Source organism: Acidovorax radicis N35, from assembly GCF_000204195.1.
Taxonomy (GTDB): domain Bacteria; phylum Pseudomonadota; class Gammaproteobacteria; order Burkholderiales; family Burkholderiaceae_C; genus Acidovorax; species Acidovorax radicis.
On the sequence record NZ_AFBG01000021.1, the window covers coordinates 201397 to 214839 of the forward strand.

At 66.2% G+C, this 13443-nt stretch carries 11 protein-coding genes; all 11 read right to left on the bottom strand.

The features are described 5' to 3' along the window. Positions 1-3: 3 nt before the first annotated feature. The 11 genes from ARADN35_RS0117990 to ARADN35_RS0118040 all read right to left on the bottom strand — a co-directional run bounded on the left by ARADN35_RS0117990 (position 4) and on the right by ARADN35_RS0118040 (position 13396). Positions 4-786, bottom strand: a complete 783-nt coding sequence (locus ARADN35_RS0117990) for an SDR family NAD(P)-dependent oxidoreductase (RefSeq protein ID WP_010464568.1) — start codon at positions 784-786, stop codon at positions 4-6. Next, positions 783-1325, bottom strand: a complete 543-nt coding sequence (locus ARADN35_RS0117995; protein ID WP_029414151.1) for a DUF3833 domain-containing protein — start codon at positions 1323-1325, stop codon at positions 783-785. The genes ARADN35_RS0117990 and ARADN35_RS0117995 overlap by 4 nt, the downstream gene beginning before the upstream one ends. Positions 1326-1350: 25 nt before the next feature. Then, positions 1351-2643: an MFS transporter gene (locus ARADN35_RS0118000; protein ID WP_010464573.1), complete on the bottom strand. Its 1293-nt coding sequence runs from the start codon at positions 2641-2643 to the stop codon at positions 1351-1353. Next, positions 2640-3137 (bottom strand): chalcone isomerase family protein, encoded by a 498-nt coding sequence (locus ARADN35_RS0118005; protein ID WP_010464575.1) that lies wholly within the window; start codon positions 3135-3137, stop codon positions 2640-2642. Before ARADN35_RS0118005 ends, ARADN35_RS0118000 begins: the two co-directional genes overlap by 4 nt. 89 nt (positions 3138-3226) lie before the next feature. After that, complete coding sequence (locus tag ARADN35_RS0118010; RefSeq protein ID WP_029414153.1) at positions 3227-4450, bottom strand: SAM-dependent methyltransferase; 1224 nt, start codon at positions 4448-4450, stop codon at positions 3227-3229. Between the two features lie 26 nt (positions 4451-4476). Next, positions 4477-5268: a DUF1365 domain-containing protein gene (locus ARADN35_RS0118015; protein ID WP_010464578.1), complete on the bottom strand. Its 792-nt coding sequence runs from the start codon at positions 5266-5268 to the stop codon at positions 4477-4479. Beyond that, positions 5265-6584, bottom strand: coding sequence for an NAD(P)/FAD-dependent oxidoreductase (locus ARADN35_RS0118020; RefSeq protein ID WP_010464580.1), 1320 nt, complete (start codon positions 6582-6584; stop codon positions 5265-5267). The genes ARADN35_RS0118015 and ARADN35_RS0118020 overlap by 4 nt, the downstream gene beginning before the upstream one ends. A 244-nt stretch (positions 6585-6828) precedes the next feature. Next, the gene (locus ARADN35_RS0118025; protein WP_029414154.1) at positions 6829-7416 is read right to left on the bottom strand and encodes a glutathione peroxidase; all 588 of its coding nucleotides are present in this window, start codon (positions 7414-7416) and stop codon (positions 6829-6831) included. Between the two features lie 299 nt (positions 7417-7715). Next, positions 7716-8921 carry an HD-GYP domain-containing protein gene (locus tag ARADN35_RS0118030; RefSeq protein WP_010464583.1) on the bottom strand — a complete coding sequence of 402 codons (1206 nt, stop codon included), beginning with the start codon at positions 8919-8921 and terminating at the stop codon, positions 7716-7718. Positions 8922-9058: 137 nt separating this feature from the next. Continuing rightward, positions 9059-12169, bottom strand: coding sequence for an efflux RND transporter permease subunit (locus ARADN35_RS0118035; protein WP_010464584.1), 3111 nt, complete (start codon positions 12167-12169; stop codon positions 9059-9061). 12 nt (positions 12170-12181) lie between these two features. After that, a complete protein-coding gene (locus ARADN35_RS0118040) occupies positions 12182-13396 on the bottom strand; it encodes an efflux RND transporter periplasmic adaptor subunit (protein WP_010464585.1) in 1215 nt (404 codons plus the stop codon). Positions 13397-13443: the final 47 nt, after the last annotated feature.

Below are 13443 nucleotides of genomic sequence, written 5' to 3' on the forward strand. Positions count from 1 at the left end.
GGATCAGAGGCCTGTGAAGCGGCGAACCGCCGGAAAGTACCACCGATACGGCAACACGCGCAGCAGTTTCATCACGCGCGTGAAGCGCTTGGGGAAGTGGATGTCGAAATGCCCCAGTTCCCAGCCCCGCAGGATGGCCGCAGCCGCCGCCTCGGGCGAGATCAGAGCGGGCATCGCGAAGTCGTTGCCGGCTGTGAGCGGCGTTGCCACAAAGCCGGGGTTGATCACGCTCACGCCCATGCCCAGGTCGTGCAGATCCAGGTACAGCGCCTCGGCCAGGTTGATAAGCGCGGCCTTGGTGGGGCCGTAGGCCAGGCTCTTGGGCAGGCCTCTGAAACCCGCCACGCTGCTGATGACGCTCACATGCCCGGGACGCCCGGACTGCGCCGCCGCCAGCATCGCAGGCAATACGCCGGCCAGCACCTGCAGCACGCCGTTGTAATTGATCTGCTCGTGGCGCAGCATTTCTGCCAGGTCGAAGTCGGTGGCGCGCATGTCGCGGTAGTAGCCTGCGCAGTAGCACACCATGTCGGGTGCACCGCCCGCCAGCACCTGTGCGGCGGCAACCTGCACCTGTTCGGGCTCTGCCGTATCGACGGCCAAGGCCACGCTGCCAGGGTGCTGGGCCACAAACGCATCCAGCGCATCGCCATTGCGCGCCGAGACGATCACCTGCGCACCGCGCGCATGCAGCGCCGCCGCCGTGGCCCGGCCAATACCGCTGCTGGCCCCAATGAGCCAGGCCCGGCGGCCATGCCAGTCGCGCAGGGGAGGATTGAGGCTCATGGTGCGCGTTTGGCGAAGGACAGGGTGATCTCGCCCAGGCGCACGCCGAACTTGCTCATGGTGGCACGGTTGAGCATCACGCGGTCGTCAATGAGGTACATCCAGTCGTCCAGGTTCACGTTGTAGACCTTGCCATCCACGGGCAGCGCCAGCGTGTAGTTCCAGCGGAAGGCGTTGCCACGCGTCTGGCCGTTGGCCGTGCCCACCACATCGTCGGCGGTGCCGGTGTAGCGGCCGTCGGCGTGTTTGGTCAGGCGCCAGATGCGGCGCTGGGTGGTACCGTCCGAATAGGTGAAGGCTTCGTCGAGCACGCCCTCATTGCCTTTCCATGAGCAGTCCATGACCACGGTGAAGCGCTTGACGATCTGGCCGCTGCGGTCCTGAAAGATGCCGTGGGCGTCGATCTTGCCGTTGAAATACTGGGCCAGGTCCAGCACCGGTTTTTCGCTGGCGTAACCGTCAATGCTCTGATTGGCGCAGCCGGACAGCACCAAGGGTGCAGTCAGTGCGGCGGAAAGGAGAAGGCGTCGTTGCATCATGGGGGTGCACCTTGGTCGGTCGAATTCAAACAATCTCCGCGCTGCGAGGGCGCCGCAGGAGGAGAAGATAGAGCGCTGCCGCCGCCATCAGCTTGAGCATGCAGGGCAACACCGCATAGGCCAGGCCCAGGGTCTGCAAGCCGTCTTCGCTGCGCGTGCCGGGGGTGTAGCCCAGCCAGCCCAGCAGGGGCAGCGCCAGGCCTGCGGCCAGCGCCAGGTTGAGCTTGGTGGCAAAGTTCCACCAGCCAAAGTACGCGCCTTCGTGCTGCCCGCTGTCGCCCTCGGCCTCAATCACGCCGGCCAGCAGGGCGCTGGGCAATGCCAGGTCGGTGCCCAGTGCCACGCCCGAAAGCGCGCAGACCACCATGAACGGCATCACATCACCCGCGCCCAGAAACGCAGTCCACACAAACACGGCGATCGCCAGCAGCATGCCTGCCAGCCAGGTGCGCACCAGGCCCCATCGCGCCACGGCCCGCAGCCACAGCGGGATCGAGAGCGCAGCGCAGACGAAATACGCCGCCAGGAACATCGGCTCCTGTGCGGGCGGCGCCTGCAGGCGGTCCTGGATGAAAAACAGCACCAGCGTGGCCGGGATGGCACTGGCAATGCCGTTGAGCATGAACACCGCCAGCAGGCGACGGAAGGCGGGACGCCCCCAGGGTCGCCACAGGCTGGCGCGCTGCGGTGGGCGGTACACCCCCGCCACGGTGCCAGCATGGGCTGAAGGACGGGGTGACCGCGCCCAGGCGCACCAGCCCAGCAGCAAGGCAATGGCAAACACACCGAGCATGACCGGCAGCCCCAGCAGCGCGGGCAGCACCGATGCCAGCACCACGCCCACCAGCGCCGCCCCTTCGCGCCACGCCACGATGCGGCCACGCTGCAGTTCATCGCCGCCCAGCCGCGCGCCCCAGGATTGGTGCGCAATGCTGAGCTGGCTGTAGGCGGTGTAGGTGATGAGCAGCGCCACCAGCGCCCAGGCGATCAGCGCATCGGCCCCGCGCACCCACGGAAAGAACAGGCTGGTCAGCCCCAGTGCCAGCACCACCGCCGACACCGCGCCCACCGCCAGCACGGCGCGCACCGAGCGGCCAAACAGGTGGTCGGCCAAGCGACCCAACAGCGGGTCGATGAACGCATCGAACAACCGCGCCGCCAGCAGCACCGCGCCCAGCGTGGCCAGTGGCATGCCAGATTCGCGCGCATAGTGGTTGGGCAGCAGCACATAGAGCGGCAGCGCCACAAACGCCAGGGGCAGGCCCAGCAGCCCATAGGCCAGGCCTGCGCTGGCGCGGATGGGCTGCCCATTGCTCATGGTTGGCCCGCAGTGCGGGTGGCGGCCAGCAGCTCTTGGCGCAGACCGGGTTCGGAGGTTTGGGACGAGAGCCAGATGCCAAAGAAGAGGCGTGAGAACTCGGCGTCAGGCACCTCCCCCACCACACGCCCGGCCATCTTGAACACCGCACCCACGCCGGGCTGGTGAATGCCCAGCAGGCGGTCGCCCGATTTCACGTCGGGCAACGCGGCCTGCAGCGCCTGCTGCCAACGCGTGGCCTGTTGGGGCGTGAAGCTGCCGATGCGGCGCATCTCCTCCAGGGAGCGCCTGGCGATGGCCTCCGCCGTGAAGTCGCGGTGGTAGGTCAGCTCCAGCGCCAAAGGTAGTGCGCCGTAGTTGTCGGCATCAAAGCCGGGCGGCACCCACAGGCGGGCGCGGTAGATCTCGAAACCCAGGAACCGGAGCACCCCCTGGCCCGAGAGGCGCACGCCCGACAGGGGCATGGCGGTGGCTGGCTCTGCCGCCTGGGCCATCGGCACGGCCTGTGCGAGAACAGAATTTGAATAAAAATAGGCCCCAGAGCTTATCCACAAAGCGGTAATAGCTATGTTTTTCATAGCAATCAGTCTTTCACCAGCGTGTACTGCACCAGGTCGATGTTGCTCATCGCAAACGCCGCTTCGCAGTAGGCGAGGTAGAACTCCCAGATGTGCATGAAGCGCTGATCGAAGCCCAGCTGCAGAATCTGTGCGCGCTGGGCCAGGAAGCGCTCGCGCCACCGCTTGAGGGTTTCGGCGTAGTCCTGGCCAAACGCAAACTCGTCGACCACTCGCAGGCCTGCCGCCTCGGCTTCGCGGCGGAACTCGCGCGGACACGGCAGGCAGCCACCCGGGAAGATGTACTGCTGGATGAAGTCGGTGGAGCTGATGTAGCGGTCGAACAGGCTGTCGTCGATAACGATGCTCTGGATGCACGCCTTGCCGCCGGGCTTGAGCAGGCGGTTCACCGACTGGAAATAGGTGGGCCAGTATTCGCGGCCCACGGCCTCGACCATTTCGATGGAGCAGATCGCATCGTAGGGGCCGTCGTGGATGTCACGGTAGTCCTGCAAGCGCAAGTCGGCCTTGGCTTGCACCCCATGCGCCGCCATGCGCTTTTGCGCAAACGCCAGCTGCTCGGTGGACAGCGTGACGCCGGTGAGGGATGCGCCGAATTCAGTGGTCGCCATCTCGGCCAAGGCGCCCCAGCCGCAGCCAATCTCCAGCACCCGGTCACCGGCCTGCACACCCGCCATGCGCAGCGCACGGCGCACCTTGGCATGTTGCGCGGTGCGCATGTCGCCGCCCGCATCGCCCTCGAACCAGGCGGACGAGTAGTTCATCGTGTCGTCCAGCCACAGCTCGTAGAACGCGTTGCCCAGGTCGTAATGGGCGTGGATGTTCTTCTGGCTGTTGCTGCGCGTGTTGCGGTTGAGCAGGTGCTTGATGCGGTACAGCAGGCGCCCGGCCCAGGTGCCGTAGATCACGCCTTCGACCTGCTGGCGGTTGGCGACAAAGAGCTTGAGCAGGTCGGTCAGGTGCGGCGTGGTCCAGTCGCCTGCGATGTAGCTCTCGGCAAAACCGATGTCGCCGGACTTGAGCGCGGCGCTGCACACGTTCCAGTTCTTGAGCGTGATCGCGGCCGAGGGGCCGTTGCCATGCCCGAAATGCTGCAAGGTGCCGTCGGGCAGCTGCACCGTGAGGTGGCCATGCTGCAGGCGCTGCAGCAGCTTGAGCGCCGTGCAGGCGGCAGCCGGGGTGCCAGCGGGCAGGGCCAGGGCGGTGCGGGGGGCGGTGGTGGAGTTCATGGCGGCGTTCTCGTTCGTCATGGAATTCAGCGGGTCACGATGGAGGCAGGCGCCTCGGGCTTGCGGTGGAAACGCACACGCTTGAGCCACAGCCGCAGCGCATGCCAGTGGATGCGGGCAATGATGGCCAGCGTCATGGCGGGGTAGCCCCAGAGCGCCTGGCGCAGGGTTTGTGCGGTGATGGCCTGCAAGGTGCCGCTCACGCTGGTCTGGATGAGCGGGCCGGTGTCGTCGTCGTGGTCGATGCGCACCACGGTGCGGCCCGCGTCCTGTGCCCCGGCCTCGGTGCGCATGAAGCGAAAGCGGTAGCCGCCGCTCACCGCGCAGAACGGCGATACATGGAACACCTTGCGCGCCTGCTGTTCCACGCCGTACTGCGGCGCATCCAGCAGGTAGCAATGGCGTTCGCCAAAGGTGTTGTTCACCTCGACCACGATGGCGCGCAGGTGGCCGTCCGCACGGTGGCAATACCAGAAGCTCACGGGCTTGAAGGTGTAGCCCAGCACACGCGGATAGCAGTGCAGCCAGACCTCGCCCGTGGCGTCGGTGACGCCTTCGGTGCGCAGCAGCTCGTCCAGCCAGGCCAGCGCACCGCCCTGCGCGGCGCTGCGGCCGTCGCCGTGGTCCACGTCATGGAAGCTGATGGCACCGCTGCGGTTGACGGCCAGCGGAGTTTGGGCACCCGACAAGCTGCGCATGGGCAGCATCAGAAAAAACGTGGGGTAGGAAAATGCATGCCGCCGGGGCCGCAGCCGCGTGTGGCGCACCTGGCCGAAGCCGATGAGGGGCGCTGCGGGGGGGGCCGGGGCGTGGCTCACGCAGCCTCCGCCAAAGGCGCTGGTAGGGCGGCCAGCAGTTGCTCGGCCACGGCCAGACCGGATTTGAGGCCGTCTTCGTGGAAGCCATAGCCCGTCCAGGCGCCGCAGAACCAGGTGTGCTGCTGCCCTTGCAGCTTGCCCACCTGCTGCTGCGCGCGGATGGCGGCCATGTCGAACACCGGGTGCGCGTACTCGTAGCTGCCGATCACGTGTTCGGGTGCAATGTCGCGCACCGGGTTGAGCGACACCACCACGGGCTGGGTAAACGGCACGGGCTGCAGCTGGTTGATGAGGTAGTGCAGGCACACGCGGGCCGACTCGCGGCTGCGCTGCGGCGCACGTTCGTAGTTCCACGCGGCCCAGGCGGCGCGGCGCGCGGGCAGCACCGAGATGTCGGTATGCAGCACGGCGCGGTTGGCCTGGTAGCGGATGGCGCCGAGCACGGCGCGCTCCTGCGTCGTCGGCTGGGCCAGCAGCGCAAGCGACTGGTCCGAATGCGTGGCCAGCACCACCTTGTCAAAGTGTTCTGTGTGGTCAGCAGTCACCACCCGCACTCCAGCCACGTCACGCTCGATGCGGTGCACGGGGGTGTTCAGGCGCTTGTCGGCAATGCCCGCCACGATCTTGTCCACGTAGTGGCGCGCACCACCGGACACCGTCCACCACTGCGGGCGGTTGCTCACCTGGATGAGCCCATGGTTGTGACAGAACCGGATCATGGTGGCCACGGGGAACTTGAGCATCTGGTCGGTGGGGCAGCTCCAGATGCAGCCCAGCATGGGCAAGAAATACCAGTCGCGGAACGCGTCGCCAAAGCGGTGCTCGCGCAAGAAGTCGCCCAGCGGCTGCATCAGCGCGGCCTCGGCCTGCTTTTGGGCGATGCGCGTGCACAGCTTGTTGAAGCGCAGCAGGTCGCGCAGCATGCCCAGGAAGCGCGGATTGACCAGGTTGGAACGCTGGGCAAACACCGTGCTGAGGTTGGTGCCGCTCCATTCCAGCGCGCGGCCACCGCCAGGGCCACCCAGGGCACTCGGCACCTGCACCGAGAACGACATGTCGGACTTGGCGGTTTCTACGCCCAGTTCGGCCAGCAGACGGATCAGGTGGGGGTAGGTGCGCTCGTTGAACACCAGGAAGCCGGTGTCCACGCCATGCGTGACGGGCGTGCCCGACGCGTCGGGCAACGTCACGTCCACCGTATGGGTGTGGCCGCCAAAGTAGTCGCTGGCTTCAAACAGCGTGATGTCCGCCTGGCCGCGCAGCTGGTGCGCGACCGCCAGCCCAGAGATGCCGGAACCGATGATGGCGATTTTCATGGCCGGCTCCCTCTCGCCGGTGCATGGAATAAAAAGGTTGCGAAGCTTCCCGAAACGAATAAGAGAGGGAGGGAGGAGAAGCGCTCCAGGAGGTCAGTCGGAACCCGGGGGCCCGAAAGGCTTCGCAACACTAAAACTGTACGTCGCGCAATCGTCTTGCGCAATAGATAGAGTGGGGTTGCGCTGGCGAAGTTCCAGAGCATGCCCTGGTTTTTTTTAAAGAAACGTAAAGAAAACATTGCAATTACCTCGTAGCGGCAACAGCAAGTTGCTGTTCGATGGCGCGCACGAGGCCCTTGTTGTCAGGGGCAGTGAGGCTGGAGTAGTTGTCCACCAGCTTGCCGTCGCGGCCCAGCAGGTATTTGTGGAAGTTCCAGCGCGGCGCCGTGCCGGACAGTTGTGCCAGCTGGCGAAACAGCGGCGAGGCTTCTGCCCCTTTGACGCTGCTCTTTGCAAACATGGGAAATTTCACGCCAAAAGTGTTTTCGCAGAAATCTGCGATCTGCTGGTTGCTGCCGGTCTCCTGCGAAAAGTCGTTGGACGGAAAGCCCAGCACGACCAGCCCCTTGTCCTTGTAGCGGGCATACAGCTCTTCCAGCCCTTTGTACTGGCCGGTGAAGCCACAAAAACTCGCGGTATTGACCACCAGCACCACCCGGCCAGCGTACTGGCACAGCGACTGGGGTTTTTCATCCTGCAGCCTGGCAAACGTGTGCTGCAGCGTGGCCGGACAGCTTTCGGCATCCGCCGCGTGGGCCAAGGGCACATGGCCGACCGTTGCCAGGAGGAAAAGGCTGGCGACCGAAAGAAGGCGTCTGAAAGAGGTTTTCATAGGGCTTGGGGCGCAGTGGTATGGGCAATTTAACCATTCCATCATTTTTTGTCCACATGAGTTTTTATTTGGACTGATTGGTATACGAATGCCCGCACCCAATGGATTCAAAGCTCTGCGGCTTCAATGGTTATTGCCGGCGCAGGCGAAGGCAGGGCGGCACGGGCCGCACAGGTGCTACCGTCGCGGCAGGGGATGGGGGAAAGAAAGACGGGCAGAAGCTGCTCGTGGATGGCGCCGGGCGTCAAGCCCGTCCACCCGTTGCAGGCAGAATGCCGCGCCTGCGGCTCAGAGGCTGTTCAGCCCAGGTTGAGCAAACGGTCCAGCGAGAGCTTGACCCGCACGTCCTTGAAAGCCACCACACCCGTGACTTTCCAGGGGGGCATGCCGGTGTCGCGGGGAATGGGCTCCCCTGTCGGCATGCCGTCGCGGTTGGTCACCACCGCCACCTTGGGCGTGGTGGCCGTCGTACCCCGGCGGATGACGACACCCACCTCCTGGCTGGCCAACCGCACAAAGGCCCCTGGCGGATACACGCCCAGCGTCTTGACGAGCGCGGCACCGGCCTCGTCCACCTGGTGCTCTTCATCGTAGTAGCTCGCCTGCATGGCCGCCGTGACCGGCATGGGCCAGCGGGCCGCGCGGGGGGCCATCCGCGCACCAAATATGTCGGCGCGCTGCAAAAGGCGGGCCATTTGCTGGGGTTCCGTCTTCTTGGCCAGCGGGCCAGGGGTGCGGTGGTGGTGGCAGCGCACCGCCTCCAGCCACACAGGGTCGGCCACGCCGAGCGTGCGCAGCAACGCCTCGGAACGCTCTGCATGGCTCTCCACCGCGGCAATCTGCACAGCCGTGAGCGGATGGGTCTGCTGGGCCAGTTGGTCCTGCAGCTCGGTCATGGCAATGTTCATGGAGAGCGCCGCGTGGCCCAACTGCTGCACGCGGGCCTCGGGCCAGCGCAGCATTTCGCGCGCCACCACCATGCACACGCAGCACACCAGCATCGAATGCGTGGCGCTGTACATGCGGGTTTCCTGCACCGACAGGTAGATCAGGGCCAGCAGCGTGGCGTCGGGAGTTTGCTCGCAGTGGCGGGCCAGCTCGTCGTGCAGCATCTGGAAGCGCCCGCCAAAATCATGGGGCGAGGGCGCGCGCAGCAGTTGTGTGGCACGCAGCTGCAGCTCGGGCCAGTCAGGCAGGGTCTTGCCACCGCGTCCCCGCCCACCCGCGTCGTCGGCCGCCGTCATCTTCATCGCCGCAATTTCACCCAGATTGGTGTCTGCGATCAGCATGCGCTGCAACTGCGCCAGGTAGGCCCGGTGGCTGTCGCCGGACTCATCGGTGTCCACGCACAGTTGCCGGCCTCGGCCTACCATCTTGGCCAGCTCTTCCCGGGTGCGGATGACATACCCCTTTTGCGCCAGCAACACGCCATCGGCACCCCGCAGCACAAAAGGCAGAGGATGGCCGAGCTGGATGGATTCGATGTTCAGGCTGACGAGGTTCATGGCGCTCGTTACATTATCTAACGGCCACACGCTTGGCTAAGCCGGGGCAACCCTGGGGATTGCCCGCTTTTTCAGACGAATAGGGGAGCCCGGGCGCAGCGGATGCTGCTTTCTGCCACGCCGGCGCCCCGTCCACGTCATCCCGCTGGCGGCGGTGTCGCAGGCAACTCGGCTGCCGGAGCATGGTGCGCCCCACGCAGCCGCCGGAGGGTCCGGCCGAACCACTGCCCCAAGTCGTCCACCCCGGTGAACACGGCCGGGATGACCAGCAGGCTCAGCAGCGTCGAGGTGATCAGGCCACCGATCACGGCCACCGCCATCGGCGAACGGAAGCTCGCGTCCGCAGCGCCGATGCCCAGCGCAATGGGCAGCATGCCCGCGCCCATGGCCAGCGTGGTCATGATGATGGGGCGCGCACGCTTGTGGCACGCGTCGATCAGCGCCTCAAAGCGCGTCATGCCGTGCTCGCGCCGCGCGAGGATGGCGTACTCGACCAGCAGGATGGAGTTCTTGGTGGCGATGCCCATGAGCATGATCAGCCCGATGAGCGAGGGCATCGAGAAGCTCTTTTGCGCGATCAAGAGGCCCACGAACGCGCCGCCCAGCGACAGCGGCAGCGCCGCCAGAATTGTCACCGGGTGCAGGAAGTCCTTGAACAGCAGCACCAGCACAATGTAGATGCACAGCACGCCGGTGAGCATGGCCAGGCCGAAGCTGGCGAACAGCTCGCCCATCATCTCGGCGTCGCCGATGGTGATCTGGCGCACGCCGGGCGGCAGGTTCTTGATGGAGGGAAGCGCCTCCACGGCCTTGGTCACGTCGCCCAGCGGCTGGCCCGACAGCTCGATCTCGAAGTTCACGTTGCGCGCGCGGTCGTAGCGGTCCACCACGGCCGGGCCGCCGCTGAACTCCAGCGTGGCCACCTGGCCGAGCATCACCGGGCCCTTGCTGCCGGGCACGGCCAGGCGCTCGAGCAGCGACAGGTCCTGGCGCGCGTCGTCCCGCAGCTTGACCACGATGGGCACCTGGCGCGATGCCAGGTTGAGCTTGGGCAGCGACACGTCGTAGTCGCCCACGGTGGCGATGCGCAGGGTCTCGGCGATGGCGCTGCTGGTCACGCCCAGGTCGGCGGCGCGCGCGAAGTCGGGGCGCACCGCGATCTCGGAGCGCACTAGGCTGGCCGTGGACGAGATGCTGCCCAGGCCCGGAATGGTGCGCAGGTCCTTCTCGACCGCCAGGGCCGCCGTGGTCAGCGCCTGCGGGTCGTCGCCCGAGAGCACCAGCACGTACTTCTCGCCCGAGCCGCCCAGGCCCACTTTGCTGCGCACGCCCGGCAGGGTCTCCAGCGCGGCGCGGATGTGGTTCTCGATGCCCTGCTTGCGCGGCCGGTCGCCGCGCTCGGCCAGCAGGATGGTGAGCGTGGCCTTGCGCGTCTCGGCCCCGGCGCCGCCCATGAAGGGGTCGGCCCCCGCCGAGCCGCCGCCGATGGTGGTGTAGACGCTTTTGACATGCTCGACCTTGGCGATGCGCTCGCGCGCGTCTTCGGACACGGCGCGGGTCTGCGCCAGCGTGGCGCCGGGCGGCAGCTCCAGGTACACCTGGGTCTGCGAGTTGTCATCCGGCGGGATGAAGCCCGTGGGCAGCAGCGGGATCAGCGCCAGCGAGCCGATGAAGAACGCGCCGGTGGCGATGAAGGTGATCCAGCGGTGTTTGACGCACCATGCCGCCCAGCGCAGGTACACCGTCATCCAGCGCGGGTCTTTGTGATCGTCCACGATGGGTTTGAGGATGTAAGCAGCCATCATGGGCGTGAGCACGCGCGCCACCACCAGGCTGGCAAACACCGCCAGTGATGCCGTCCAGCCGAACTGCTTGAAAAACTTGCCCGCAATGCCGCTCATGAACGCGGTGGGCAGGAACACCGCGATCAGCGTGAAAGTGGTGGCCACCACGGCCAGGCCAATTTCGTCGGCCGCTTCCATGGCCGCCTGGTAAGGCGTCTTCCCCATGCGCAGGTGGCGCACGATGTTCTCGACCTCCACGATGGCGTCGTCCACCAGGATGCCTACCACCAGCGACATCGCCAGCAGCGTGATCACGTTGATGGAAAAGCCCAGCAGGTGCATGCCGATGAACGCCGGAATCACCGACAGGGGCAGCGCCACCGCCGACACGAACGTGGCACGCCAGTCGCGCAAAAAGAGCCATACCACCAGCACGGCCAGCAGCGCGCCTTCATACAGCAGGTGCATGGAGCCGTCGTATTCCTCCTGCACCGGCTGCACGAAATTGAAGGCCTCGGTGATTTCCAGGTCCGGATGCTGCGCACGCATCTCCTTGAGCGCCGCCTGCACGGCACCGCCCACCTCGATCTCGCTCGCACCCTTGCTGCGCGCCACCTCGAAGCCCACCACGGGCTTGCCGTTGAGCAGGGCCAGCGCGCGCGGCTCGGCAATCGTGTCCGACACCGTGGCCATTTGATCGAGCCGCACATGGCGGCCGTCCGACAGCGACAGCGTGAGGTTGGCCAGCTCCTGCGCCGACTGCACCGTGGCCAGCGTGCGCACGGGCTGTTCGCTCCCGCCCAGGTCGGTACGACCGCCCGCGCTCTCGGTCTGCACCAGGCGCAGCTGGCGCGACACATCGGCCGCCGAGGCGTTGAGGGCCTGCAGTTTGACCGGGTCCAGCGACACATGCACCTGCCGGTCCACGCCGCCCACGCGGTTGACCGCGCCCACACCCCGCACCGTGAGTAACTTCTTGGCCACGGCGTCGTCCACAAACCAGGACAACGCCTCGTTGTCCATGCGGGTCGAGGCGATCGTGAAGGCCAGCACAGGCTGCGCAGCCAGGTCCATCTTGGTCACGATGGGGTCGCGCACGTCGCCCGGCAGGTCGCCGCGCACGCGTGCCACGGCGGAGCGCACGTCATCGAGCGCCTCCTGCGTGGGTTTTTCGAGCCGGAACTCGGCCGTGATGGTGGCGCCGCCGTCCTGCACCTTGGTGTAGATGTGCTTCAAGTCCTGCAGCGTGGCGATGCTGTTTTCGATCTTGCGCGCCACATCGTTTTCAAGCTGCGCGGGCGAGGCGCCCGGCAGCGCCACGGTCACGGAGATCGTGGGCAGGTCGATGTCCGGGAAGTTCTGCACCTTCATGGCGTTGAAGGACAGCAGGCCGCCGAAGGTCAGCAGCACAAACAGCATCAAGGCCGGTATCGGGTTCTTGATGGACCAGGTGGATACATTCATGTGGAATGCTCCTTAATTGATAGCTGCAAAAGATTTACCAACAAACGCTAGAGCCATTTTTTGCTTGAAAACTGGCGCCTCGGACGTGCTGCTGGGCGCTGGAACTGGCGCCGGCGTGTTCGCCACCCGCACCAGATCGCCATCGTTCAAAAAGCCCGCGCCGCGCACCGCCACCGAAGCATTGGCGTCCAGGCCCGACAGCACCTCCACCCGGTCGGCCACACGCCGGCCGGTCTGCACCTTGCGCTGCTGCACGCGCTGCTCGGCACCCACCACAAACACGTACGAGAAACCATCGCGCACCACCAGTGCCTCTTGCGGCACGGTAAGCGCCTCGCTGGCACCCAACGCAAAGTCACCCCGCGCGAACATGCCCGCACGGAAATCACCGTTGAGTGGCAGATCGACATACACCAGCACATTGCGCGTCTGCGGGTCCACCGTGGGTGCCACCATGCGCACCGTACCTTCGGCCGTGGCGCCGCTGGCCGCCGTCACGCTGACCTTGGCGCCCGGCGCAATGCGGCGCAGCTCGGTGGACGTGACTTCGGCGCGCCATTCGAGGCGCCCTTTGCGCACCATGCGGAAGAGCTCGGTGCCTGCACCCACCACCGCGCCCACGGTGGCCGTGCGGGCCGAGATCACGCCACTGTCGGGCGCCACCACCTGCGTGTATTTCAGGCGCAGCTGCTGTGCGTTCAGCGTGGCCTTGGCCGCTTCCACGCGGGCCTGGGCGGTTTTCTCGGCCGTCGTGTACTGCTGGATCTGCTGCTGGCTCAACGCGCCCGTGGCCTGCAACGAGCGGGCCCGGTCGGCATTGGCGGCGGCTTCGGCCGCATTGGCCTGGGCTTCGAGCAGGCTGGCGCGCATCTGCGCCACGTCGGCCTGCACCGTTTCGGCCGAGAAGGTGGCGAGCACCTGGCCCGCCTGGACCACGTCACCCACATTCACCCGCACATCGGTCAGGCGCAGTCCATTGCTTTCGGCGCCGATGCTGGCTTCCTGCCAGGCAGCGACGTTGCCGTTGGCCGCCAGGCGCAGGGGCACGGAGGTGCGCTGCGGCTGGGCCGTGCTTACCGTGAGTGCGGGGCGCGATTGGTTCGCCTTGGGTTCATCGGCCGCGCGCGACGCGCCCGAGAAAACCAGGGCACCTCCCGCGGCCAGCACACAGGCGGCGATCACGGCGAAGGCCGTGGGAGAGAACTTGAAGGAAGAGAAATTTTGCATTTGCTTTCGTCCTGAAGAATTCATATCAGCTTTCCACAGCGCTACGC

Excerpts from the sequence above, each read along its gene's own strand:
- ARADN35_RS0118000 (WP_010464573.1), bottom strand. The coding sequence starts at position 2,643 with ATGAGCAATGGGCAGCCCATCCGCGCCAGCGCAGGCCTGGCCTATGGG.
- ARADN35_RS0117995 (WP_029414151.1), bottom strand. The coding sequence starts at position 1,325 with ATGATGCAACGACGCCTTCTCCTTTCCGCCGCACTGACTGCACCCTTG.
- ARADN35_RS0118005 (WP_010464575.1), bottom strand. The coding sequence starts at position 3,137 with ATGGCCCAGGCGGCAGAGCCAGCCACCGCCATGCCCCTGTCGGGCGTG.
- ARADN35_RS0118020 (WP_010464580.1), bottom strand. The coding sequence starts at position 6,584 with ATGAAAATCGCCATCATCGGTTCCGGCATCTCTGGGCTGGCGGTCGCG.
- ARADN35_RS0118030 (WP_010464583.1), bottom strand. The coding sequence starts at position 8,921 with ATGAACCTCGTCAGCCTGAACATCGAATCCATCCAGCTCGGCCATCCT.
- ARADN35_RS0117990 (WP_010464568.1), bottom strand. The coding sequence starts at position 786 with ATGAGCCTCAATCCTCCCCTGCGCGACTGGCATGGCCGCCGGGCCTGG.
- ARADN35_RS0118025 (WP_029414154.1), bottom strand. The coding sequence starts at position 7,416 with ATGAAAACCTCTTTCAGACGCCTTCTTTCGGTCGCCAGCCTTTTCCTC.
- ARADN35_RS0118010 (WP_029414153.1), bottom strand. The coding sequence starts at position 4,450 with ATGAACTCCACCACCGCCCCCCGCACCGCCCTGGCCCTGCCCGCTGGC.
- ARADN35_RS0118040 (WP_010464585.1), bottom strand. The coding sequence starts at position 13,396 with ATGCAAAATTTCTCTTCCTTCAAGTTCTCTCCCACGGCCTTCGCCGTG.
- ARADN35_RS0118035 (WP_010464584.1), bottom strand. The coding sequence starts at position 12,169 with ATGAATGTATCCACCTGGTCCATCAAGAACCCGATACCGGCCTTGATG.